Annotated in this window: 21 protein-coding genes and 5 tRNA genes; 14 read left to right on the top strand and 12 right to left on the bottom strand. The window is 39.7% G+C overall.

Translation table 11 applies throughout. The features are described from left to right. The first annotated feature begins 3 nt into the window (after positions 1 to 3). Positions 4 to 627 (top strand): glucose-6-phosphate 1-dehydrogenase family protein, encoded by a 624-nt coding sequence (locus tag PARA_RS04715; protein WP_014064769.1) that lies wholly within the window; start codon positions 4 to 6, stop codon positions 625 to 627. A gap of 99 nt (positions 628 to 726) precedes the next feature. Beyond that, complete coding sequence (locus tag PARA_RS04710; RefSeq protein WP_005698634.1) at positions 727 to 2,061, top strand: NAD(P)/FAD-dependent oxidoreductase; 1,335 nt, start codon at positions 727 to 729, stop codon at positions 2,059 to 2,061. 41 nt (positions 2,062 to 2,102) lie between these two features. Here the strand turns inward: PARA_RS04710 and folD are convergent, their stop codons facing one another. Then, positions 2,103 to 2,960, bottom strand: a complete 858-nt coding sequence (gene folD, locus PARA_RS04705; protein ID WP_014064768.1) for a bifunctional methylenetetrahydrofolate dehydrogenase/methenyltetrahydrofolate cyclohydrolase FolD — start codon at positions 2,958 to 2,960, stop codon at positions 2,103 to 2,105. Between the two features lie 178 nt (positions 2,961 to 3,138). Here folD and PARA_RS04700 point away from each other — a divergent pair. Continuing rightward, a tRNA-Pro gene (locus tag PARA_RS04700) sits at positions 3,139 to 3,215 on the top strand. Positions 3,216 to 3,267: 52 nt separating this feature from the next. Next, positions 3,268 to 3,344 (top strand) — tRNA-Arg (locus PARA_RS04695). 157 nt (positions 3,345 to 3,501) lie between these two features. On the opposite strand, the gene PARA_RS04690 is transcribed toward PARA_RS04695, so the two are convergent. Further along, positions 3,502 to 3,591 (bottom strand) — tRNA-Ser (locus PARA_RS04690). A 125-nt stretch (positions 3,592 to 3,716) separates the two neighbouring features. Here PARA_RS04690 and dauA point away from each other — a divergent pair. The 6 genes from dauA (at position 3,717) to PARA_RS04660 (ending at position 9,699) form a co-directional block, all read left to right on the top strand. Further along, entirely contained in the window at positions 3,717 to 5,459 is a 1,743-nt protein-coding gene (dauA, locus tag PARA_RS04685; RefSeq protein ID WP_014064767.1) for a C4-dicarboxylic acid transporter DauA, read from the top strand. A gap of 60 nt (positions 5,460 to 5,519) precedes the next feature. Then, positions 5,520 to 6,236, top strand: coding sequence for a ribonuclease PH (gene rph, locus PARA_RS04680; RefSeq protein ID WP_014064766.1), 717 nt, complete (start codon positions 5,520 to 5,522; stop codon positions 6,234 to 6,236). A gap of 9 nt (positions 6,237 to 6,245) precedes the next feature. Continuing rightward, the gene (pyrE, locus tag PARA_RS04675) at positions 6,246 to 6,887 is read left to right on the top strand and encodes an orotate phosphoribosyltransferase (RefSeq protein ID WP_014064765.1); all 642 of its coding nucleotides are present in this window, start codon (positions 6,246 to 6,248) and stop codon (positions 6,885 to 6,887) included. Between the two features lie 106 nt (positions 6,888 to 6,993). Beyond that, positions 6,994 to 7,860: a co-chaperone DjlA gene (gene djlA, locus PARA_RS04670; protein WP_014064764.1), complete on the top strand. Its 867-nt coding sequence runs from the start codon at positions 6,994 to 6,996 to the stop codon at positions 7,858 to 7,860. Beyond that, positions 7,860 to 8,792 carry a tRNA dihydrouridine(16) synthase DusC gene (dusC, locus tag PARA_RS04665; protein WP_041918222.1) on the top strand — a complete coding sequence of 311 codons (933 nt, stop codon included), beginning with the start codon at positions 7,860 to 7,862 and terminating at the stop codon, positions 8,790 to 8,792. The genes djlA and dusC overlap by 1 nt, the downstream gene beginning before the upstream one ends. 154 nt (positions 8,793 to 8,946) lie before the next feature. Continuing rightward, positions 8,947 to 9,699: a carbonic anhydrase gene (locus tag PARA_RS04660; protein ID WP_014064762.1), complete on the top strand. Its 753-nt coding sequence runs from the start codon at positions 8,947 to 8,949 to the stop codon at positions 9,697 to 9,699. A 51-nt stretch (positions 9,700 to 9,750) separates the two neighbouring features. Here PARA_RS04660 and dapF read toward each other — a convergent pair whose 3' ends face one another. Continuing rightward, positions 9,751 to 10,575, bottom strand: coding sequence for a diaminopimelate epimerase (dapF, locus tag PARA_RS04655; RefSeq protein WP_014064761.1), 825 nt, complete (start codon positions 10,573 to 10,575; stop codon positions 9,751 to 9,753). A gap of 121 nt (positions 10,576 to 10,696) precedes the next feature. Next, complete coding sequence (gene lexA, locus PARA_RS04650) at positions 10,697 to 11,323, bottom strand: transcriptional repressor LexA (RefSeq protein ID WP_005698192.1); 627 nt, start codon at positions 11,321 to 11,323, stop codon at positions 10,697 to 10,699. A 217-nt stretch (positions 11,324 to 11,540) separates the two neighbouring features. Here lexA and plsB point away from each other — a divergent pair, with 217 nt between their 5' ends. Further along, positions 11,541 to 13,997, top strand: a complete 2,457-nt coding sequence (plsB, locus tag PARA_RS04645) for a glycerol-3-phosphate 1-O-acyltransferase PlsB (protein ID WP_014064760.1) — start codon at positions 11,541 to 11,543, stop codon at positions 13,995 to 13,997. 215 nt (positions 13,998 to 14,212) lie between these two features. Continuing rightward, positions 14,213 to 15,040, top strand: a complete 828-nt coding sequence (locus tag PARA_RS04640) for a class II glutamine amidotransferase (protein ID WP_014064759.1) — start codon at positions 14,213 to 14,215, stop codon at positions 15,038 to 15,040. 68 nt (positions 15,041 to 15,108) lie between these two features. On the opposite strand, the gene gorA is transcribed toward PARA_RS04640, so the two are convergent. The 6 genes from gorA to mutY all read right to left on the bottom strand — a co-directional run bounded on the left by gorA (position 15,109) and on the right by mutY (position 19,502). After that, positions 15,109 to 16,479 carry a glutathione-disulfide reductase gene (gorA, locus tag PARA_RS04635; protein WP_014064758.1) on the bottom strand — a complete coding sequence of 457 codons (1,371 nt, stop codon included), beginning with the start codon at positions 16,477 to 16,479 and terminating at the stop codon, positions 15,109 to 15,111. 163 nt (positions 16,480 to 16,642) lie between these two features. Then, positions 16,643 to 16,718 (bottom strand) — tRNA-Asn (locus PARA_RS04630). Between the two features lie 2 nt (positions 16,719 to 16,720). Further along, positions 16,721 to 16,796, bottom strand: a tRNA-Phe gene (locus PARA_RS04625). A gap of 233 nt (positions 16,797 to 17,029) precedes the next feature. Then, the gene (gene mltC, locus PARA_RS04620) at positions 17,030 to 18,109 is read right to left on the bottom strand and encodes a membrane-bound lytic murein transglycosylase MltC (protein ID WP_014064756.1); all 1,080 of its coding nucleotides are present in this window, start codon (positions 18,107 to 18,109) and stop codon (positions 17,030 to 17,032) included. Positions 18,110 to 18,118: 9 nt separating this feature from the next. Further along, on the bottom strand, positions 18,119 to 18,391 hold the full coding sequence (locus PARA_RS04615; RefSeq protein WP_014064755.1) for an oxidative damage protection protein: 273 nt from the start codon (positions 18,389 to 18,391) through the stop codon (positions 18,119 to 18,121). Continuing rightward, complete coding sequence (gene mutY / locus PARA_RS04610; RefSeq protein WP_014064754.1) at positions 18,384 to 19,502, bottom strand: A/G-specific adenine glycosylase; 1,119 nt, start codon at positions 19,500 to 19,502, stop codon at positions 18,384 to 18,386. The genes PARA_RS04615 and mutY overlap by 8 nt, the downstream gene beginning before the upstream one ends. A 193-nt stretch (positions 19,503 to 19,695) precedes the next feature. Between mutY and rpmE the strand changes: the two genes are divergently transcribed. After that, positions 19,696 to 19,908, top strand: coding sequence for a 50S ribosomal protein L31 (gene rpmE / locus PARA_RS04605; RefSeq protein ID WP_005696847.1), 213 nt, complete (start codon positions 19,696 to 19,698; stop codon positions 19,906 to 19,908). Positions 19,909 to 20,047: 139 nt separating this feature from the next. On the opposite strand, the gene PARA_RS04600 is transcribed toward rpmE, so the two are convergent. Together PARA_RS04600 and PARA_RS04595 are read right to left on the bottom strand one after the other, a co-directional pair. Further along, positions 20,048 to 22,006: a TonB-dependent receptor domain-containing protein gene (locus tag PARA_RS04600; RefSeq protein WP_014064753.1), complete on the bottom strand. Its 1,959-nt coding sequence runs from the start codon at positions 22,004 to 22,006 to the stop codon at positions 20,048 to 20,050. Between the two features lie 147 nt (positions 22,007 to 22,153). Beyond that, on the bottom strand, positions 22,154 to 24,409 hold the full coding sequence (locus PARA_RS04595) for a FepA family TonB-dependent siderophore receptor (protein WP_014064752.1): 2,256 nt from the start codon (positions 24,407 to 24,409) through the stop codon (positions 22,154 to 22,156). 249 nt (positions 24,410 to 24,658) lie between these two features. Here PARA_RS04595 and PARA_RS04590 point away from each other — a divergent pair, with 249 nt between their 5' ends. Further along, entirely contained in the window at positions 24,659 to 25,366 is a 708-nt protein-coding gene (locus PARA_RS04590) for a 7-cyano-7-deazaguanine/7-aminomethyl-7-deazaguanine transporter (protein WP_014064751.1), read from the top strand.

The raw sequence follows: 25,366 nt of genomic DNA, 5'->3' as shown, positions 1-25,366 counted from the left end.
GCTATGCTCTCGCTTACGGCTGAATCTTGTGAACTGTTCAATATTCCTTTCTACCAATTCGCCCAAATGAAAAAATTCTGTCCGGAAGACATTCCAGCGATTAAAGCGGATTACAAATTACATTGGGATAACTGGAAAGCGATTATTCAAGAAGTCGCAAAGCAACTTGGCACACCTTTTGCGAAACCACATATCGAAAGTTGGACCAATGGTTGGCAGGTACGCGCGCATTTCTTCGCTTATTTTAAATACGAGTTTAACCAAAATTCTGCAGCAATCTTTTCTGTGCTATTAAATCGTCGCCGACTAAGAGTGTGTTTAGATTGGCATTGCTATCGTGCGGATCGCTCACAAATTAATGTTCAACAATATAATCAGTGGCTTGATCAATTTGATTTCAAACAATTTGCTGATTTTGATATTTGGCGAGAAGATGAAAGCGAATATGATGATTTTCGCCAAGTGAAGGACATTTCTGAAAAAGATCTCCTCTTACGTTCAGATGAAGATTTTTGGTGCATTGGAAAAAGCATTGAAAAAGCTGAACTTCATCAAATCGACCCTGTTTCATTTATCACCCAAACCATTCAACAGTTACAACCGATTTACGATCGTTGCCATCAATAAAGTGCGGTCATTTCCATTAAATTTTTTCGTCTTTTTATTTGTTATGCTATCATTACATTAGTTTAACATTTTTAACAATTTTGCTTTTAGGAGTACTTTATGAAAAACGTCGTGATCGTTGGCGGTGGCGCCGGCGGCATAGAGTTAGCGACATTTTTAGGCGATAAATTAGGTCGTAAAAAACAAGCTAAAGTAACGCTTGTTGACCGCAATGCGACCCACTTGTGGAAACCTCTATTACATGAAATTGCAACAGGTGTGATGGATGATGGTATGGATTCTCTGAGCTATCGCGCTCACGGTAAAAACCATCATTTTAGCTTCGAGCAAGGCTCAATCACACGCATTAATCGTGAACAAAAATATGTTGAGCTTGCCCCTGTTTATGGACAAGAAGGCGATATGCTTGTAGTTGCGCGTCGCATTCCTTATGACTACTTAGTGATTGCAATCGGCAGTAAATCGAATGATTTCAATACAAAAGGCGTCGCCGATAACTGTATTTTCTTAGACAGTTCGGACCAAGCACTTCGTTTTCAACAAAGAATGTTGGAATTATTCCTTAAATTCTCTGAGAACCGTGCATTAGATGATATCGGTGAAGAAGAGTTTAAACAAAAACTAGTGGATGAAAACAAAGTCAATATTGCAATTGTTGGCGGTGGCGCAACTGGTGTGGAATTAACCGCTGAGCTTTATCATGCGACTGAAGACTTGTCTTCTTACGGTTACGGTAAAATTGATAATTCTTGCTTGCAAGTCACTTTAGTTGAAGCGGGTCCTCGATTACTGCCTGCTCTACCCGAAAATTTATCTGCAGCAGTATTAGATGAATTACAAGAAATGGGTGCAAATGTGAAATTAAATACGATGATCACGGAAGCCCAACCAAACACTCTTATTACCAAAGATGGCGAAGAAATTAAAGCTGATCTGATTGTGTGGGCAGCGGGTGTTCGTACCTCAACGGTGACACAGCAATTCGATGGATTAGAGCTTAATCGTATCAATCAATTGGTGGTAAAAGATACCCTTCAAACTACGGTAGATGATAGTATTTTTGCCATTGGCGACTGTGCAGCATTAATGCAACCAAACGGTAAATTAGTTCCGCCAAGAGCGCAAGCGGCACACCAAATGGCAAAAGCTTGTGCAAAAAATATCTTTGCACTTTTTGAGCAAAAACCATTAAAAGCATTCAAATACAACGATAAAGGCACCTTGGTTTCTCTTTCAAGCTTTACCGCATTGGGTAGCATCTCAAATAAATTTGGGAAAAACCCTCTGACTGTTCAAGGTAAATTTGCACAATTTGCGTATGTGTCTTTATATCGTATGCATCAACATGCTTTGCATGGATGTATTAAGATCGGCTTGATTATTTTAGTGGATAAACTTAACCACTATTTAAAACCAAGATTGAAATTACATTAAGACAAAAAGTGCGGTCAAATTTAACCGCACTTTTTTATTTCTTAAACCAGTTGATTGTTATGCTCATAAGCATAAAGTGTATTAAACATCAGCATGGCAACTGTCATTGGCCCTACTCCACCCGGTACTGGCGTAATATAAGCCGCTTTTTGTATCGCCACATCATATTCCACATCGCCCACTAATTTGCCATTGATACGGTTAATCCCCACATCAATGACTGTTGCCCCTTCTTTAATCCAATCGCCCGGAATAAAACGAGGTTTACCCACAGCTACCACTAAAACATCCGCCTGACGAATATGATGTTCTAAATCTTTGGTAAAACGGTGCGTTACCGTGACAGTAGCGCCTGCCAATAATAATTCAAGCGACATTGGACGCCCTACAATATTTGATGCACCAACGATCACGGCATGCTTACCGTGTAAATCAATACCTGTAGTTTCTAATAATTTCATCACACCATAAGGGGTGCAAGCGCGTAAAGTTGGGATACGTTGGCATAAACGCCCAACATTATAAGGGTGGAAACCATCCACATCTTTTTCAGGGCTAATACGCTCAATCACTGATGTGCTATTAATTTGTTCAGGCAATGGAAGCTGGACGAGAATACCATCAATGCTTTCATCGGCATTTAATTGATCTATCAGTTGTAGTAGTTCTGCTTCTGAAGTTGTTTCAGGTAAATCATAGGATTTTGAAACCATCCCGATTTCCTCACAACTTTTTCGCTTACTGCCCACATAGACTTGAGACGCGGGGTCCGCCCCCACCAAAATTACTGCCAGCCCTGGTGCACGTTTACCTTGAGCACGATAATGTTCAATTTTACTGGCAACATCAGATTTGATTTTTTTTGATAGTTCAGTACCTGAAATAATTTGGGCAGTCATGCATTTTTCCTCAAGGTGGAATTAAGTAAACGTTTGCTATTTTAACTGACAACGCCTTATTTTACAAAGACAACAAAAGTGCGGTTGAAAAAACTGGAATAATTTTGAGCAGTTGAAAGAGGAATCTAAAAAATTAATTGACTGAAAAGAAAAGCTCACTATAATTGTGCTCAATCGTCGGCGAGTAGCGCAGCTTGGTAGCGCAACTGGTTTGGGACCAGTGGGTCGTAGGTTCAAATCCTATCTCGCCGACCACTTCTTTTATATTTCCCTCGAAATTCCATACAAAAGATGTAACCCTTGAAATGCGCCCTTAGCTCAGCTGGATAGAGCAACGCCCTTCTAAGGCGTGGGTCAAAGGTTCGAATCCTTTAGGGCGTGCCATAACTCATCTCAATCTATTATTGTTTTTCTATTTACTTTTTCAGCGAAAGTAATAGCTCTATGCATATTTTATACAAAGAAAAATAACGTCAATTCTAGATTTCAAAAATGATTGATTTAAAAGATGATTTTAAATTCAGAAAAGAAAATATTTGAATGGCGGTGAGAGGGGGATTCGAACCCCCGATGCACTTTCGCACATACACGCTTTCCAGGCGTGCTCCTTCAACCACTCGGACATCTCACCGTTTTGAAGTGCGTGAAATATAAAGATTTATCCAAGATTAGTCAAGTTTTTTGAGCTAGAACATAAAAAATCCTTTTCCTTTTAGCTAAAATATAAACTTATCTCTTTTCTATCGTCGTATTTTTATGCAAATCAAATTACTCTTTTCTAAAAATGTGTTTCTGGCTGTAAAACCATTTAGCGCATTGAAAGAATCCTTCCGTGAAGGTTACGGAAAACAAAAATTGATTAAAGATATTATCGCGGGTCTGACTGTGGGAGTTATTGCGATTCCGCTCTCCATGGCCTTAGCCATTGCCAGCGGTGTTCCACCACAACATGGTCTTTATACCGCTATCGTAGCGGGGATCGTGATTGCGTTAACTGGTGGATCTCGTTTTAATATTTCAGGGCCAACCGCCGCATTTGTTGTGATTTTATATCCCGTCACCCAACAATTTGGGCTCAGCGGGTTACTTATGGCGACACTACTTTCGGGGATTATTTTAGTCATCATGGCCTTGTCTCGATTAGGGCGATTAATTGAGTACATTCCTCTCCCCGTTACACTTGGCTTTACCTGCGGAATTGGGATCACTATCGGAACCTTGCAAATCAAAGATTTCTTAGGTTTAGACATTGCCCAGATGCCACCTCACTATATTGAAAAAGTGCAAGCTATTTTGACCGCACTTCCGACGATTAACTGGGCAGACACTGCGGTTGGCGTGATCACCTTATTTGTCCTCACCCAATGGCATAAACTTCGTTTACCCGTGCCGGGCCATTTACCTGCGGTCATTATTGGGACACTCATGGCATTAGCCTTAGGACAATTTGGTTTCTCCGTTGAAACTATTGGTACAGCATTCCAATATACCTTATCTGACGTTACAACAGGACATGGTATCCCTAATGTCTTGCCTGAATTTGCCTTACCTTGGAATATTCCTAATGCACAAGGTGAAGTCATCAATTGGAATTTTGATCGCATACAAGATATCTTGCCTGCCGCCTTTTCAATGGCTGTATTAGGTGCGATTGAATCGCTACTTTGCGCGGTCATTTTAGATAACATGACGGATACTAAACATCATTCCAATAATGAATTACTCGCCCAAGGTTTGGGTAATATTATTTCACCATTCTTAGGCGGCATTACGGCAACTGCAGCCATCGCACGTTCCGCAGCCAATGTAAAATCGGGTGCGGTATCACCAATAGCCAGTGTAATTCATGCACTCTTGGTTTTATTCTCGCTATTATTCTTTGCGAATGCCCTGTCTTATTTGCCACTCTCTTCTATGGCGGCATTGCTATTAATGGTAGCTTGGCATATGGCAAATGTACCTGAAATTATTCGTTTGGCGCGTCGCTCCACAAAAAACGAAATTGCTGTGTTGTTCACTTGCTTAATTCTCACTGTGTTATTTGATATGGTAATTGCCATCTCTGTCGGCGTATTATTAGCGAGTCTCTTATTTATCCGCACCATTGCAGAAATGACAAAAGCGATTGAACAACCTGCACCAGAAGATTTAAATGATGTATTAGCTTATCGTATCAGCGGTCCACTATTCTTTGCTGCGGCGGATAAACTCTTTGCGGATTTGCATGATAAAACTGTCCATACGGATCACGAGATCAAACATATCGTGTTGCAATGCGATGCCGTGACTGTTCTGGATACAGGGGGCATTCATGCACTCACCCACTTTGTACAACATATGTTGCCACATCAACAAATCTACTTGTGCAATATGCAATTCCAACCACTCAGAATGTTAGTAAAATCTAACTCTGTGCCTGAATTGCAAAAAATTAACTATGGTACAGATTTACAAGATGTGTTTAATAAAATTCGTGAGTTTGAACAAGCAAATCAATAAAACACTAAAAAGCGTGCTAAAATAAGCACGCTTTTTATCAATAAAATAAAGGAATTCAGAATGCGTCCAAATAATCGTGAAAATCATCAGCCTCGTCCAATTAAAATCACCCGCAATTACACGAAACATGCTGAAGGCTCAGTATTAGTGGAATTTGGTGATACTAAAGTTTTATGTACGGCGAGTGTTGATGAAAGCGTACCGCGTTTCTTAAAAGGACAGAATCAAGGTTGGGTGACAGCAGAATATGGCATGTTACCTCGCTCTACACACAGCCGTATGCAACGTGAAGCGGCAAAAGGCAAACAAGGTGGACGCACCATGGAAATTCAACGCTTAATCGCTCGCTCATTACGTGCGATGGTTGACTTAGAGGCTCTTGGCGAACGCTCTATTACCTTAGACTGCGACGTAATTCAAGCGGATGGCGGTACAAGAACAGCGTCTATCACCGGCGCAGCAGTGGCATTATGTGATGCTATCAATGGTTTGATTGCAAATGGCACATTAAAAACCAATCCAATCAAAGGTCTGATTGCTGCAATTTCGGTTGGGATTGTTGAAGGTGAAGCTGTGTGTGATTTGGAATATGTGGAAGATTCAGCCGCCGAAACAGATATGAACGTTGTGATGATGGAAGATGGTCGTATGATCGAAGTGCAAGGTACTGCAGAAGGTGAACCGTTCAGCCACGAAGAATTACTTACCTTATTAGGCTTAGCCAAACAAGGCTGCGAACAAATCTTCGCTGCACAACGTGAAGCATTAGGTTTATAGGAACAAAAAATGGAAAGCTACAAAATCGAATTTATTAAATTCGCCTTGAGCCGAAACGTGCTTAAATTTGGTGAGTTTGCACTAAAATCAGGTCGAAAAAGTCCTTACTTTTTTAATGCAGGATTATTCAGCACTGGCGCAGATCTTGCTCGCTTAGGTGAATTCTATGCGAAGGCAATTCAGTCAAGTGCGGTCGATTTTGATGTTATTTTTGGACCTGCCTACAAAGGCATTCCAATTGCGACGAGCGTTTCCATTGCACTATTCAATCAATTTAACCGTGATACGCCTGTTTGCTTTAACCGCAAAGAAGCCAAAGATCACGGTGAAGGCGGTAATTTGATCGGCAGCCTATTAACCGGCAATGTGTTATTAGTTGATGATGTCATCACTGCTGGCACGGCTATTCGTGAATCCATGGCACTTCTTGAAGCCAATCACGCGAAATTAGCCGCTGTCTTTATTGCATTAAATCGTCAGGAAAAAGGCAAAGGGGAACTTTCTGCCATCCAAGAAGTAGAACGCGACTATCAGTGCCAAGTGCTTTCCATTATTGATTTGGATGATTTAATGCAATTCATTGAAAAAGAACCCGATTATCAGCAATATTTACCTGCGATGCGGGCTTATCGTGAAAGTTATGGTGTGTAATTCATCACTTGAAAAATAAGAATAAAGCCATATTAATGTAGGGGCAGACATTTGCGTCTGCCCATTATTGTCAAAAGACCTTTTGACCGCACTTTAGGGGAAGAGAATGTATTTTTTTGGAAAGATTATCGGCGTTTTTCTCGGTTTTAAATGGGGGGGCTTTTTCGGCGCCATCGCTGGACTGATTTTAGGCTCTATCGCAGATAAAAAACTTTATGAGCTTGGTTCAGTTAACTCTAGCTTTTTTAAGAAAAAAACAACTCGACAAGCGCTCTTTATGCAAACTACTTTTGCGGTACTTGGACATTTAAGTAAATCCAAAGGTCGTGTGACAGAAGAAGATATTCAACTGGCGAATCAGTTGATGAACCAGATGCAATTAGATGAGAGCCATCGCAAACTTGCTCAAGAAGCCTTCCGTCGTGGTAAAGAAGCGGATTTTCCATTGCGTCAGGTGATTCGTGAGTTCCGCATTGGATGTGGACAACGTGCTGACTTACTGAGAATGTTCTTACATGTGCAAGTGCAGGCTGCCTTTGCTGATTCTCAATTACATGACTCAGAAAAAGAAGTGCTTTATGTGGTAGCCGAAGAACTTGGTCTTTCCCGTATGCAGTTTGAGCAAATGCTGGCCATGGAAATTGCCGCTCGTCAATTTACCCAAGGTAGATTCTATCGCCAATACCAACAAGGCAGCTATCAACAGCAAGGTGGTTACCAATACCAACAACAAGGCGGATACCAACAATCTTCAGGCCCTACATTAAGCGATGCTTATAAAGTATTGGGCGTGAGTGAAAGTGATGATCGCAATGCGGTAAAACGTGCATATCGCCGTTTAATGAATGAACATCACCCGGATAAATTAGTCGCGAAAGGCTTACCGCCAGAAATGATGGAAATGGCTAAAGAAAAAGCGCAACAAATCCAAGCCGCTTATGATTTAATTTGTAAAGCAAAAGGCTGGAAATAGTGCGCGTTATCCTCGCCCCTATGCAAGGAGTGCTTGATCCTTTTGTTCGCCAGCTTTTAACCGAAGTGAATGAATACGATCTCTGCATCACCGAGTTTGTTCGCGTGGTGGATCAACTCTTACCCGAAAAAGTCTTTTATCGTCTTTGCCCTGAACTCAAAAATCAGGGCTTTACCCCTTCTAAAACACCTGTTCGTGTCCAACTTTTAGGTCAACATCCAAACTGTCTTGCTGAAAATGCTAATCGCGCCATTGAGCTTGGCTCACATGGTATTGATTTAAATTGTGGCTGTCCATCCAAAACCGTTAATGGGAGCAACGGAGGAGCAGCACTTCTCAAACAACCTGAATTAATTTATCAAGCGACTCTAGCCTTGCGACAAACCGTACCTAGTCATTTACCTGTCAGTGTGAAAGTAAGATTAGGTTGGGATTGTACTTCACAAGCGTTTGAAATTGCTGATGCCGTACAACAAGGTGGCGCCACTGAAATCACTATTCACGGTCGAACTAAAGCCGATGGCTATCGTGCCGATCGCATCAATTGGGAAAAAATCGGTGAAGTGAGATCTCGCTTGACGATCCCAGTGATTGCTAATGGTGAAATTTGGCGTTGGGAAGATGGTCAAGCATGTTTGAAAGCGACAGGTTGCGAAGATCTAATGGTCGGGCGTGGTGCATTAAATATCCCAAACTTAAGCCTTGTACTCAAACAAAATTGCGAAAAAATGCCTTGGGTGGATATTCAAAAAATCTTGCAAAAATATGCGGAAATGGAAAATTTCCATGATTCCGGTTTTTATCATGTTGCCCGGATCAAACAATGGCTACGCTATCTTAATAAAGAATATCCTGAAGCAGATATCGTTTTTGAACGAATTAAAACCAGCAAAACTGCAGAAGATCTGAGAGAAAGACTCTGTCAGCGCTAAAAAAGTGCGGTCAAAATAGACGGCTTTTTTAGCATTACCCCCACTCGTACGATGAGTGCTTACACTCAAACAAAACTTGACCAAAATCAAAAAGCTATCATACAGAATCAGTAGAATCGATGAGGCATATACCACAAAAAAGGAGAGGTGCCTTATGAAGACTCGTCTATTGCTTTCTAGCTTAATTATCGCATTAAGCGCAACATCATTTGCCCAAACGCATAAAGCGCATTGGTCTTATAATGGGAAAGAAAGCCCTGAACATTGGGGTGATTTGCTCACCGAATATCAAACCTGTAAGCTAGGGAAGGTTCAGTCGCCTGTTAATCTGGAAGCAGATAACGGCATGAAAGTGGCAAATAAACCACTTAAGATGAATTATTTCCCTGCGGCTTATCAAGTAGAGAATAATGGGCATACCGTGCAAGTCAGCGTTGCACAAGAAAATGCGCCATTTATTACGCTCAACAATAAACCATTCTATTTAAAACAATTTCACTTTCACACACCAAGTGAACATACTTTTAAACGCCAACATTATCCTTTAGAAATTCATTTTGTTCATCAAAGTGAAGATAAAGCATTATCGGTTGTTGCCGTAATGGTCAATGAAGGTGAAGCGAATCCAGCATTAGCACCAGTAGTTGAGAAAAAACTCACCGTTGGACAAAAAGAAAAATTGGCTCAACCGATTGATATTAAAGCGCTAATGCCAAAAGAGATGGCACGCTTCCGCTTAAATGGATCACTCACAACTCCACCTTGTAGTGAAAACGTGGCTTGGACCATTTTTAAAGCACCAATTCAAGCAAGCAAAGCACAAATTGCTGCGATAGAAGAAATGGAAGGGAAAAACAACCGCCCAACGCAACCATTAAATCAGCGTGATGTAGAAGTTGAACAATAAATAAAAAATGCGTGGATAATCTCCACGCATTTTTTATTCAGATTAGAAAGATTAAAGGTGAATATTGCCATCATAGATATGAGTCGCATCGCCAGTCATATAAAGCGGTGAGCCTACGCCTTCCCATTCAATAAGTAAGCTACCACCAGGTAGATCGACTTGCACTTTGTTATCAAGTAAACCTTGCATAATCCCTACAGCTGCTGCAGCACAAGCACCACTGCCACAAGCTTGCGTTTCACCTGCACCACGTTCATATACACGCAACTTAATGTGGTTACGATTGACGACTTGCATAAATCCAGCATTTACCCTTTCCGGAAAACGTTCGTGATTCTCTAATAATGGACCTAATTCTGCTACATTGGCCGTTTCAATATCGTCCACTTGAACAACACAATGCGGATTACCCATTGATACTGCACCACAAAGCACCGTTTGAACATCGGTACGTAGAATATAATTTTTTTCAAATTTATTGGCAGTAAAAGGAATTTTATTGGGTTCCCAAATCGGCTCGCCCATATTGACGCGAATTTGCCCATCTTCTTTTACCGTTAAAACCATTTTTCCTTTTTGCGTGCTTACTGCAATATCCTTTTTATTGGTCAACCCTTTTAAGGTGACAAAACGCGCAAAACATCTTGCCCCATTTCCACATTGCGACACTTCACTACCATCTGCATTGAAAATACGATAATGGAAATCTAAATCTGGATCATAAGGTGGCTCAACAATTAAAAGCTGATCAAAACCAATACCACGATGACGATCGGCTAAGCGTTTAATGGTTTCAGGGGTAAAATAGGCATTTTGCGTCACAGCATCAACAACGACAAAGTCATTGCCAAGGCCATGCATTTTGGAAAACTGCATGTTTCCTTCCTTGATTTGAAAATTTTTTGGCATTATAGAGAGCAATAAGCCGAATGGCAAATAGCCAGAATAGACAAAGTGCGGTCAAAAAACACTTTATTTTCTCACCGCACTTTCATCATTACATCCAGGCGTTATTACGAATGATCCCTACTGCAATCCCTTCAATTTCAAAATGAGGTTGTTCTTCAAGATTAACGACAATCGGCTGAAACTCTTCGTTTTCTGCATGCAGATAAATAACGGAACCTTTACGCTCTAAGCGTTTTACTGTCACTTCATCTTCAATTCGTGCGACAACAATCTGTCCATTTCTCACATCTTTTGTGCTATGAACAGCAAGAAGATCGCCATCTAAAATGCCGATATCTTTCATAGATTGACCATATACTTTTAATAAAAAGTCAGCTTGTGGTTTGAACATATTAGCATCAACACGATAAGTGCCTTCAATATGTTGCTCAGCCAAAATTGGTTCCCCTGCGGCTACACGACCAATGAGCGGTAATCCCTCTTCTTCCTCATCATTTGCACTGTCATCAATAATGCGAATACCGCGAGAAGCCCCCGCGACAATTTCAATTGCACCTTTACGAGCAAGTGCTTTTAAGTGTTCTTCCGCCGCATTAGGGGATTTAAAGCCTAATTCACGAGAAATTTCTGCACGAGTTGGCGGCATACCCGTGGTTTCTAAATGGCGTTTTAAGAGTTCCAGCACTTCTTGTTGTCTGGCAGTTAATGGCCTCATATACACTCCTGTTACTTTATACAGAATAACTGTTAGTATATACAGAAAGATGGCGATTGCAACAACTATTTTTTAGAGATAAAAGTGCGGTCAATTTTTTTCATCTTTTGAGTGTTCATCATAAATCTCAAATGTAAATTTTTAGAATTTGACTGGTCGAATGTGTTAAAATGCCTGACAATACCTAGAAATGTCTAACAAAAAGAGAATATTAATTATGTCTGGCATCGTAAGTACTTATCGTAAATTATTAGAATTACCGCTTTCGGTTTTAGTAAAAAATAATCCTATTCCCGCTCAACCAATCGAAGAGCTTCAACTCAACATCAATCAACCTATTCTTTATGTTTTGCCTTATACCTCTCAAACTGACTTCGTGATTTTCCGTCGTAACTGTTTGAGCGTCGGTCTGCCCGATCCAGCTGAAAAGAATGTGATTGATGGCATAGCATTACCACGTTATGTCTATTTAGACGAAGGTCGCCGCTTTTTTAAATCAAAAGGCGCAAAAGATGAAACTGCCAAAGTCTTCAATAAATATTTAGAGTTGCACCGTGATGTTGCTGATTTAGATGTACAACTGATCCCTGTTTCTGTGCTTTGGGGGCGTTCACCAGGTAAAGAAGATAAAGCAAGCTTACCTAATCTTCGCTTATTAAATGGTCTTCAAAAAACCTTTGCGGCAATTTGGTTTGGACGTGATACTTTTGTGCGTTTTTCTCAGGCACTTTCTTTGCGTTACATGGTAAATGAGCACGGTTCAGATGAAAAAATTGCACAAAAACTGGCTCGCGTGGCTAAAATGCACTTTGCTAAACAACGCATTTCCGCGACTGGACCTCGTTTGCCAAACCGCGAAGCGATGTTTAATAAGCTATTAAATTCTCAAGCAATTCAAAATGCGATTGAAGATGAGGCAAAATCAAAAAATATCAGCCGCGATAAAGCTTACGCTGAAGCCGAAAAAATTCTTCATGAAATTGCAGCAAATGTAAGCCATTCAAGCCTTCGTGCGGCAGATCGTTTCTTGCGTTGGTTATGGAACAAACTGTATTCAGGTATTGATGTACAAAATGCTGACCGCGTGCGTAAATTAGCATTAGAAGGACATGAGATTGTTTATGTGCCTTGTCACCGTAGTCATATTGACTATTTATTACTTTCTTATGTGCTCTACCACCAAGGTCTTGTGCCACCACACATTGCTGCGGGGATTAACTTAAACTTCTGGCCAGCGGGACCTTTATTCCGTAGCTGGGGGGCATTCTTTATTCGACGTACCTTTAAAGGTAATCGCCTTTACTCTGCGATTTTTCGTGAATATTTAGGGGAATTATTCCACCGTGGTTATTCCGTCGAATACTTTATTGAAGGTGGTCGTTCTCGTACAGGTCGCTTGCTTGCACCGAAAACCGGTATGATGTCGATGACGCTACAAGCACTTCAACATAACCAAACACGTCCAATTTCTGTGGTGCCCGTGTATATCGGTTATGAACACGTACTAGAAGTGGATACTTACGCGAAAGAATTACGTGGTGCAGCGAAAGAAAAAGAAAATGCTGGCTTAGTTTTACGTGTGATTAAAAAATTGCGTAATTTAGGTCAGGGGTTTGTGAATTTCGGTGAACCAATCACGCTTTCCAATTACCTCAATCACCATTATCCAGAATGGAAAGAACAACATCATGAAGATAAGCCACACTGGTTTAACCATGCAGTTGGATCTGTTTCTAATCAAGTGATGGTAAATATTAATAAAGCCGCTGCTGTTAATGCGATGAATTTAGTGGGAACTGCCCTCCTCTCTTCTCGTCAGCGTGCACTTTCTCATGAGCAACTATTAGAACAACTCTCTAGTTATCAAGAAATGTTAAAGAATGTACCATATTCTACTGATGTGGTACTGCCAACTGATACACCAAAAGCGATGCTTGACCACGTATTAAGCTTAGATCGTGTTGGCGTGTTAGTTGAAAAAGATAACTTTGGGGAAATTATTCGTTTAGAACGTAATTCCGCTGTTCTCATGACGTATTACCGCAACAACATTCAACACTTATTTGTGTTGCCTTCACTTGTTGCGAGTATCGTTTTACATTATGAAGCAATCCAAAAAGATTTATTATTGGATGCAGTACGTAAAATTTATCCATTCTTAAAAGGCGAACTCTTCCTTCATTTCACTGAAGAAGAATTAGATACACAAATTAAAGCCATTATTGATGAATTTGCGCGTCAAGAAGTTATCCAATCCAATGATAATTTCTTATCTATCCACCGCTCTAAAGTTCGCATTTTACAACTTTGGTCTGCGGGTATGCGTGAAATCTTACAACGCTACTACATTACAGTAAGCATTTTACGTAGAGACCCTGGAATTGCCCGTGGTTTACTAGAAAAAGAAAGCCAATTGGTGGCACAACGTCTTTCTGTATTACATGGTATTAATGCGCCAGAATTCTTTGATAAAGCAGTATTCTCTGCCTTCATTGCTCACTTGAAAGAAGAAGGTTATTTCGATGATGACAAAGAGAAATTACACGAACTTGCCACAATTTTAGAGCATTTGATTTCTAGTGAGATTTGCTTAACGATCAACGGTGCTGCAGATAAAGCAGATGAAGTTGAGATTGAAGTAGAGGAAGAGGATAAATCAAATAAAGATGAATAATCTTTATCTCCTTGAAGGATAAAAAAGGCGTGTTAAACACGCCTTTTTATTTACATCATGATTTGTCGTCTTATCAAAAAACTTCTGATGTTATTTTATGTAACATTTTCTTCTAAAAATCCTTTGTGATCCATCTTGAATTTCAACGCATTATGGTGTTAAATCTGCACACATTATAAGGTTATAAAAAATATAAAAATAAGCTGTAGGAATTTATGTGCCAATTACTCGGAATGAACTGCAATACGCCGACGGATATTGTCTTTTCTTTTGAAGGTTTCCGTCGTCGTGCTGGTCTTACTGACTGCCATTCAGATGGCTTCGGTATCGCTTTTTTTGAAGGTCGTGGTGTGCGTATTTTTCGCGATAACCATGCTGCGTCTCAATCCCCGATTGCGGATTGTGTAAAACAATACAACATTAAATCACTGAACGTGATTGCCCACATTCGTAAGGCAACACAAGGCGGTGTTACCATTGAAAACACCCATCCCTTTATTCGTGAAATTTGGGGACAAAATTGGGTATTTGCTCACAACGGTAATTTAAAAGAATTACCAGATATGTCTGAGAGTTTCTGTCAGCCTATTGGCTCGACCGATTCAGAAGCCGCATTTTGTTATATGGCGGAATATTTGAAAAATCGCTTCCGTCGTAAACCGTCTGAAATGGAAATCTTTGAAGCTATTCAAGACATTACCAAAGAGCTCTCACAAAAAGGCACTTTTAACTTCATTCTTTCAAACGGAGAATGGATGATTGCCCACTGCTCAACCAATTTGCATTATTTAACGCGTAAAGCCCCTTTTGGTAAAGCACACCGCATTGATGATGATGGCGTCATTGATTTTAATGATTACGCAAAAGATGGTGACAAAGTCACAATCATTACAACTTTTCCACTCACCAAAGATGAACCTTGGGTCAAAATGGAACATGGTGGTTTTGTATTCTTCAAAGAAGGAGACAAAATTGCTGAAGTTGTCGGTGTGGCGAAAGAAATGGAAGATGATGGTACATTAGGCAATCGCGCAGCAGCCTAATAACAAATCACAATAAAAAGTGCGGTCAAAAACATCAGAAGTTTTGACCGCACTTTCTTTATCTGCAATTAACGCATTGTGACAAATTCTTCTGAACCGGTTGGGTGAATCGCCACTGTATTATCAAAGTCTGCTTTAGTTGCACCCATTTTGATCGCCACCGCAAAACCTTGGATCATTTCATCCACTCCAAAACCAATACCGTGTAAGCCTACGATTTTCTCTTCTTTGCCGACACACACTAATTTCATGCGACAAGGTTGACGATGTTCAGTCACCGCTGTATACATTGCTGTGAAAGAGGATTTATACACTTTCACATTTTCTTCGCCATATTGCTCAATCGCTTGTGGCTCAGTTAAACCGACTGTACCGATTGGCGGATGGCTGAATACAACGGTTGGTACAAGATTGTAATCCAAATGTTCATTCGGTTTGTTATTAAATAAACGCTCAGACAAACGACGACCTGCCGCCACGGCAACTGGTGTTAATTCAATACCACCTTCGATAATATCACCTACCGCATAAATGCCAGGTACGTTTGTATTTTGATATTTATCGACAATAATTTGTCCGCGTGAATTAGTTTTCACACCGGTTACTTCAAGATTAATCACATCCGTTGCTGGTTCGCGACCAATCGCCCAAATTAACGTATCCACTGTGGTTTCACGGCCATCTTGTAATTTCAAGGTAAGCGAACCATCCGCATTTTTAACCACTTCTTCTGGCAATGCTTTGGTATGTAATTGGATACCATCTTGTGCTAACACTTCAACTAAGGTTTCTACAATCAATGGATCTTGATTACGCAATGGAGCATGTTGGCGCACAAATAAATGGGTTTCGCTACCTAAGCTATTTAAAACGCCTGCTAATTCAACTGCAATATAACCCGCGCCTACCACTGCAACACGTTTTGGTAATTCATTTAAAGCAAATACACCATTTGAATCAATTCCGTATTCTGCACCTTTTACTGCAGGAATACTTGGGCGGCCACCTGTCGCAATTAAGATATGATCTGCGGTCACTAATTCTGTTGAACCATCTGCATAGCTCACTTCAATCGTTTTCGCATCTTTAAAACGTGCAAAACCATTTAGAACATCTACATTATTTTTTGCTAACACATTATTGTAAGACGTATGAATACGACCGATATAAGCTTGACGACTCTCAACTAATTTCGCGTAATCAAACTTTTTCACTTCTACATCAAAACCATAAGCTGGTGCATAGCTATTAATGGCTTCTGCAATTTGTGCGCCATAGAACATCACTTTTTTCGGTACACAACCTACGTTCACACACGTGCCACCGAGATGTTTTGCTTCGATAATCGCACATTTTTTGCCATAGCTTGCCGCACGGTTAATGGAAGCAATCCCGCCGGAACCGCCACCAATTGCAATATAATCGTAATGTTTAGTCATTTTCATTATCCTTTTTTACTCATTGGAATTTTGCTCTATTGTGCCTAAAACTGAACGAGAAAGCTATAAATTGATGTGATTGGAATTGTCTATATGAAGATTAGGAAATATTGAAACTGGAAAGAAAAAAGCCGCTAAATTACTTTAGCGGCTTCTTAGAATTTGGCTCCTCCTGCGGGACTCGAACCTGCGACATATGGATTAACAGTCCACCGTTCTACCGACTGAACTAAGGAGGAAATGGTGCCTCGAGGCGGAATCGAACCACCGACACGGGGATTTTCAATCCCCTGCTCTACCGACTGAGCTATCGAGGCGTTATCGTTATTGGCTACTGCCTGACAACGGAGCGTATTAAACTATTTTTTCGGGTATCGGTCAACAATTAAATTCAAAAAAAGTAAAAAAGTTGGTGTGTTTGAGTGGTTAATAACCAAAACGACTATAAAAAGAACGTATTTTGTAAAACTCAATCAAAAATAACCGCACTTTATAGAAAAAATAATGCCCGAGAGAAAAGTCTTTCGGGCATGGTATTTAATCGCTGAAATTATCGTCTTACACGGAATTTCTTCTGAGCAGCATCCACTTTCAACAAGTAGTTTCTAGCTTGTGACGATGGATGTGCTGTGGTTAAGATGCGATATACCTGTTCAGGATACATCTGGTTGATTTTATAAATCGCCTCATCTTTATCACTATCAAACACTCGCAATACCGCACCTGCTCCACTGTTATAAGCAGAAATCATCGCAAAGCGTTTAGAGGTAGGGTTTGTAATACCATCTAAATATTGATTTTGCAGAATCCATAAGTAAGAAACCCCCGCATCAATGTTATTTGCAGGATCATAAAGGTAACGCGCAGATGGTTGTCCACCTTTACCTTTCATCGCAAACACATCTCGACCAGCCGTGCTTGGTACTACTTGCATTAAGCCGATTGCATTTGCATAACTGATCGCGTATGGGTTGAAGCTAGATTCTGTTTGCATAATACCTAAGATCAAGCTTTCATCGATACCATAACGCTCTGCGGCTTTACGTACCAATGGAAGATATTTTTGTGCACGCACTTCAACGTGGTTCGCAATCATCGAAATCACGACAAATTGCACGGTATTACCATTTTGTAAACGGCGAGTTTGCAATTTATTTTGGATTAAATAGGTGGCGAAGTTGCTTGCGATAACTTGGTTAGCAATTTGTTGGCCATTATTATCTACAACCTGTCCTAATAAGAAAGGACGTGTACTGATCGGCACATCACCAGAAGCAAATAAGTCGATCCCTTTTGCATCGGAACCCATCAATAAGGTATGCACAATCGCATTATGTAAGCGATTAAGATCTTTTTGTGTTTCAATGATGATTGAACCTTCATCAAAGCTTACGTGGCTACGCGTATAGAAAGAGTCTGTGTATTTTACGTAGTCTTTACGGCTCGCAACTAAGAGCTCATTCACCCCCCAAATACGATCGATATTATGAGAGAATTGACCTGTTAAAATATCTAAACCTTGTGTGTCTTTTGCAAACACTTCGTCATAATTAACACCACGTCGATGGGTTGGCGAATCGCTACATGCATACAAAAGCGGAAGTAGCGCCAATAATAAATACTTTTTCATAATCTTTTGTTATTTAGATGGGGGAACGTAACCTTCAATATGCACTTCTTTGCCTTCAAATAAGAAATTCACCATTTCTTCTTCTAATAATTTTCGATGTTCAGCATTCATCATATTGAGTTTTTTCTCGTTCACTAACATGGTTTGCTTTTTGATCCATTCGCCCCATGCTTGCTTACTAATTGAATTAAAAATACGTTTGCCTAATTCACCGGGATACAGTTGAAAATCCAACCCTTCCGCATCTTGTTTCAAATATTCGCAAAAAACGGTTCTAGCCATAATAATTCCTCACAAATTGCGTTAATAAATTTTTCACAGGCTGAGCTAACCCGATCTGTTCAGGTGACGTTGGATCATACCAATATTTGACCGCACTTAATAGACCAGATTGAGATTCTTTTCCTTTTTCTGACAATTTTTTCCAATCTGAACGATCGCCATCTTCAGATTTTCGATCGACTTCAACATAAATAGGATGGATATCTAAATGAAAATGACTAAACGTATGACGGAAAGTCACCCATTCTTGATACTCGGTAATCCCTTGTTCTTTCAGAAAATTCAGCAATGTTTGTTTATCATCAAACTGAGGGAAACAATATAATCCACCCCATAAGCCTTTGCTTTCACGCTGTTCCAACCAGACTTTTCCTTGATAAGATAAAATCAAAAAATAGCTCTGCTTTTCTGGCAATGATTTTTTGGGTTTCTTTCCTGGAAATTCCGTCCACTTTTCGTGTTTATTGGCTAAACAATCGTTACTTAGAGGACACAAATCGCATTTAGGTTTTGTTCGAGTACAAATAGCCGAACCGATGTCCATCATGGCTTGATTAAATTCAGCGACTCTCGTTGTTGGTGTAACCTGCTCACTCAACTGCCATAATTGATTTTCGACTTTCTTCTCGCCAGGCCAACCTTCAACAGCAAAATAACGAGAAAGGACACGTTTTACATTGCCGTCTAAAATCGGATAAGGTTGATTTTGTACGGAAGATAAGATTGCACCAGCCGTCGATCGCCCCACGCCTGTTAATGCCCAAACTTGCTCAAATTGTGTAGGAAATTCGCCTTGATATTCATCTCTGATGGTTTGAGCGGCTTTATGCAAATTTCTCGCACGTGCGTAATAGCCTAGCCCTGTCCACAAATGCAATACTTCGTCTTGCGATGCATTAGCAAGTTCGGTCACATTAGGAAAGGTTTTAATAAATCGCTCAAAATAAGGGATGACTGTGGAAACTTGAGTTTGTTGTAACATCACTTCGGAAAGCCAAACACCATAAAGAGTTTTATTTTGTTGCCAAGGCAAATTTTTACGCCCAAACTTTTCATACCATTGTAAAACAGAATGGGCAAAAGGGGCATCAACAGAGGATTGGGCTAACATAACTTTCCTAAAGTGCGGTCAAAAATAAGCAAAAATTTTGCGATGATTCTATCACTAAAGCACACCTCTTGATCAATTTGATTTTTTCAGTATAATTCGCAGTCTATTTGGTGCCGGATTGTCGGCGATTATTAACTCACGCGGTGTAAGTGGAAAGCATTTATAGCGGCGTGGCTTCAATTTGAGGTTTTCTATGAAACAAGGTATTCACCCAGAATATAAAGAGATCACTGCAACTTGTTCTTGCGGTAACGTGATCAAAACTCGTTCAACTTTAGGCAAAGACATCAACCTTGATGTGTGCGGTAGCTGCCACCCATTCTACACTGGTAAACAACGTGTTGTTGATACTGGTGGTCGTGTTGAACGCTTTAACAGCCGTTTCAAAATCCCAGGTACAAAATAATTTGAATCTGTGTGAAGAACCCTGCCGATGCAGGGTTTTTTATTATCTGACATTCACCATTTTTCAAATTCAATCAATAAAAAAGTGCGGTCAAAATCGACCGCACTTTTAATTCCCTGTTAAGCAATTAGAGATTTATTTAAAAGGTATAATTAACATTTAAACGAATGTCTCGACCTGGTTCAGGTAATGTTGATACACCTGCACGTTGGCTGTGGCTTCTATAATATTTGTTAAACGCATTATCTAGCGCAAGGTTCACATTGATATTTTCGGCCGGTTTCCATGTAATATAGAAATCACTTACCCCATAGCCTGGACGTTTAGTGGTTGTTGCACCACCTCCACGGTTATTTGTTGTTGCGTCATAACTGGTATGTTGTACAAAGCGACCTTTCCAGCCAATTTCAATATCAGGTTGAGTAAAGCGATAAGACACACCTGTCGTCCAAGTACGTCCAATCGGAATAGCTGTCACAGTACTATCCACTGTTCTGCCATCTAATTCAGGTTTACTATAAGCCACGCCTGCACGTAATGTTAAACCTTCATATTTATAAGCAGCACCGACTTCATACCCGTGGTTTCTTAGCTTACCTGCATTTTGGATTTCATAAAAACCAGGGCTTACTTGCGTAAATGCATGTGTATCTTTTACCGTTTGCCAGAAATAGCTTCCGTTTAAAGAGAAATTATCAGCAAGTTTGTAATTGAAACCCACCTCTGCATTGCGTGATTTCTCTGGTTTGATATTCGATGCAATTGAATAAACGGATGATCGACCTCGAGTTTCACCTGAAGATAACATCACTTCATGGAAACGAGGACTACGTGTTGCATAGTTTAAGCTCGCATTAAAGCTTAGATCATTATTCACTTCATAAATTAAACCAACGCTTGGGTTTACACTTCCCTTATGCGATTTTTTGCCATTCATTGCTCGGAAATCAAAGTGATCATAACGTAATCCAGTTGTTAAGGTAAAAGCACCTAAGCCCCAAATACCTTCAGCATAAACACCTACATCACGTTTCTTTTGAGTTTTCATTTGAACACCGTTTTGTACGGTTAGCGAATTAGGTTTACCCTCTTGATCATGATAATTAACACCGTATTTAATAAGATGAGACTGACCCACTGCGCTTTCTAAATTTAAATTTGCCCCATTCGCAATTAAGCGCGTTTTCGAATTCTCACTAGGCTCTTTACGATTAATCACAGAATGATATACATTAGCTTTAGCGTGCGTCACAAAGCCCATGTCCTTACCATTCCATTCTACGCTTGTCGTATCATTTTGTGTGATACGATAGCGAGGAGCATTATTCGCCTCATTATTGTCTTGTGCAAAATCAAACTCTTCACGAAGTGCACGGACACCATAATGACGTTCTTGACGGTGACTGATTTCAATTCGGTGATTTTCATTCAAATCAAAACCAAGCTTAGCCAATAAACCACGCTGTCCTAATGCACTATTTTTTACTTTATATCCATTACCGGCTTTATAATCACGTTCAGTCACAAAATTAGCAGAAATTAATGCATCTAATGGGCCTGCTTTAGAATAAACGGTCGCACCTTTAGACCAACCACTATTTGAACTTACACCTGCGTGAACTTTGAAGCCAATATCTTGCCCTTCTTTGAGCAAATCTTTTGCGCTCACTGTTTCTGCAACAATCGCACCACTTGTTGCCCCGATCCCTGCACTTGCTGAACCTGTTCCTTTTTGCACATCAACACGTTTCAATAAAGACGGATCAAACATGAAACGACCTTGGTGATGGAATAATTGTGCATCGGTATAAGCACCATCAATTTTCACATCAACTTGATCTTGTCCCATACCTCGGATCGTAAACCATTGTGATGTACCACGACCACCACCAAAATTAATTGCTGGCTCATCTTTTAATAAACCTTTTAATTCAGTCTCAGTGCTACGCTCCATTGTTTTTGTCGTAATCACATTGGTTTTACTTTTTGCCCCGCTATTCTCAGACACAACATTAATCACATCTAATTGTTCTTCAGCTTGAACATTCGCTGCAATAAACACAGCAAGTGGCAATAAGGCAAAATTTGCTTTCTTCATCATGTACACCTCACAAAATTAAATGATAATGATTATTATTTATTTTATTATATTAAGTCAAGATATCTTGGCTTTTTTATTGTCTAAAAGTTAGCCACTCATAAAAAAAAGCCCTGTATAAACAGGGCTTGAATCATCTATTCTTACTTAGAAAGTATATTTTACCGTTGCGTAATAGGCACGACCAGGTTCGTTATAAGTATGAGCATTGTAATTTGTACTGCTTGATGAACGATAAATGCGTTTATCAAATAAGTTACTTACGCCAACACGAATGCTGATTGTATCTTTCCAATTGTAACCTGCGCTTAATCCCCAAACTGCATAACCACCAATATCTTCTGAGCCAGCAAGCTGATTAATATTTTTATCGTTACCATTTTCCATACGGTTCTCTGGATTTTTACGGGATTTTTGTTTACCGTATTGCGTATAAGTTAACATTGCATCCAAACTATCAGTGATTTGATAACTTAAACTTGAATTCAACGTATATTTCGGCACGATAGAAAGCGGGTTACCCGTATCTTTATTTTTGGTTTTATGCATATAAGTGAAGTTATTCACCCAGTTTAATTTATCTTGGATTAATGGTAATGTCAGATTACCTTCAAAACCTTCAATCACTGCGCGGTTCGCATTACCCCATTTATACACATAGTTACCTAAGTTGCTTAAACCGATAAATTCACCATAAGACACGATTTTATTACGATAATCATTACGGAAGTAAGCCACAGATGCAAGAAGTCCGTCTTTATCATACTCAATTCCGATTTCTTTATTCCAGCTGGTTTCTGGTTTAATGTCACTATTACCTTGGAAATAACAAGTTTTATTATTTGGTACATTCGTTGGACAACCTTGACCTAACGTAAATAGTAGGTAATTTGGGTTAGTTTGATAAAGATTCGGTGCTTTATAAGCTCTTGCAATCCCACCTTTAATTCTCCAATCATCGTTGAGACTCTGTAAGAAGTTTAATCCACCACTTACGTTAGAACCAGAATAACTGTTGTAATCATAACGCAAAGATGGCGTTAGGATGGTAGATTGGGTTGCTGAAATATTATCTTCAACAAATACTGCCCATTCAGTTTGACTACTATGACCTCCTCGTACATTTGAAATGCTAGTTGGTAAATGTTCTTTCAAATCATAAAGTACTTTCCCTGTCTTTTTATCTCGTCGTCCACCAAGTAACTGTGTCATAGAAGCGTCATCATCTAAACTGCTGTGTGCACCTTCAAAACCAACTGTCAGCATATGATCTACACCCAAGGTAAATGGGATATAGAATTCTGAACTAAAACGCGTATTTTTAAGAATAGAATCGCTAAAAGCTGACGTGCTAGAATAACTACCTTCTGGACCACCCGCTAAATATTCTGGTAAACGGCTGTTTTTAGTTTTATCAAAAGTAATATAAGTTTTATTGTCAAAATGATCGAATTTACCTTCATAGGTTAAAGCATAGTTCTGACGATATAAACGAGCAGTTTCAGCTTTACTTCCTGCCAACGTTTTGGTTTCAGGATAGTTTTTATTATTGTAAAGCCCTGCTGAGCTATTTTGCGTATCACCGTTATAAATATTGCCTTGACGACTGAAACCAGAATCCAAGGTTAATTTATTTTTCTCATTGATATTCCACACTAAACGGCCATTAATATCTTTATTACGTACGCCTTCACGACCGGCAATCGCAGGATCGCCATTAATACCAACTTCATCCGCTTGCGTTTTGTTCCAGTTACCATATAAACGGAATTGCAATACATCTTTAATTAACGCACCGCTTAGATTAAAACCGACACGGTTCGTTGCGCCTTCATCGCTGTCTTCTGGTTGATTAGTGTAATAACTTAAGCTACCGTGTAAATCATTGGTAACAGGCTTAGTGATAATATTAACCACCCCACCCATTGCACCTGAACCATAGCGTGCTGCTGAAGGGCCACGTAATACTTCGATTTTTTCAATGGCTTCAACTGGTACCCAGTTACTGTCGCCACGAGAGTTACGTTCACCACGCACACCATAACGTTCTGCGTTACGAGAGGTGACTGGTTTACCATCCACTAAAATCAATGTATTTTCTGGCCCCATACCACGAATATCAATTTGGCGTTTATTTCCGCGTTGTCCTGTAGATGAGTTACCCGTTAAGTTCACACCGGGCATAGTACGTAATACTTCAGAAATATCATTTGTCGCAGGACGTTTCTCTAAATCTTTTGCCGTCACAAGAGAAGAACCAAGTGATTGTTTTACCTGATTTTCTGCTGTAACTTTAATTTCCTCAAGTTTCTCTTCGCCATAAGAATAGCTTGAAAAAAGTGCGATGGTTAACGTGCTTAATGCGAAGAATGATGTTGTTTTTAAATGATTGGTTTTATACATTGAATGCTCCCCAGGCATATGTGAAATAAAAATGCCTGAGAATTCTAGTATAATATCACTTTAGTGTAAATGAAAATTCTTATCACTGTTATTAAAATCAAACTAAAACAAATAAAATGCTTAAATTTTTGACCGCACTTTCTTGCAATCCCAATAAATTCTAGTATTATTCACGGCTCGCCAATTTGGCGGATTTATTTCTCATGTCGGGTTCCCTACCCCCGATTAACCAACTAAAAAGGTCTTAAAATGAAAATTAATACTCCGATCTTCAATGATCAACAAAAACGTTTTGCTTTAATTTTATTAAGCTTATTTCACATCTTTATCATCACAGCCAGTAACTATTTCGTTCAAATTCCATTTGAAATCAATTTAAAATTGACCGCACTTGGTTTTGCTGATGATTTCTCATTCCACAGCACATGGGGCACACTCACTTTCCCATTCATTTTCTTAGCCACTGATTTAACAGTACGTGTATTTGGGGCGAAAGAGGCACGTTGGATCATCTTTATCGTAATGATTCCAGCACTTATCGTGAGTTATATTGTTTCGGTTGTTTTCTCTAATGGACAATATCAAGGCTTAGGAGCTCTCAGTGAATTCAATATGTTTGTTTTCCGTATTGCATTTGCGAGTTTCTGTGCTTATGTTTTCGGACAATTATTAGATGTTTTAGTTTTCAATCGCTTACGTCAATTAAAAACCTGGTGGATTGCACCGAGTAGTTCAATGACATTTGGCTCTCTTGCTGATACCTTTATGTTCTTTGCCGTAGCGTTCTATCAAAGTAGTGACCCTTTCATGGCCGAACATTGGTTTAGTCTTGGATTCGTCGATTACTTATTTAAATTATTTGTTGGCATTGTTTTATTTGTACCCGCTTACGGTGTGGTACTCAGCATGATTTTGCGCAAACTTCAATCACTCGCGAATTCCCGACAATTCGCTTAA

The organism is Haemophilus parainfluenzae T3T1 (assembly GCF_000210895.1).
Classification (GTDB): domain Bacteria; phylum Pseudomonadota; class Gammaproteobacteria; order Enterobacterales; family Pasteurellaceae; genus Haemophilus_D; species Haemophilus_D parainfluenzae_A.
This window is presented reverse-complemented; position numbering and strand designations above follow the sequence as displayed.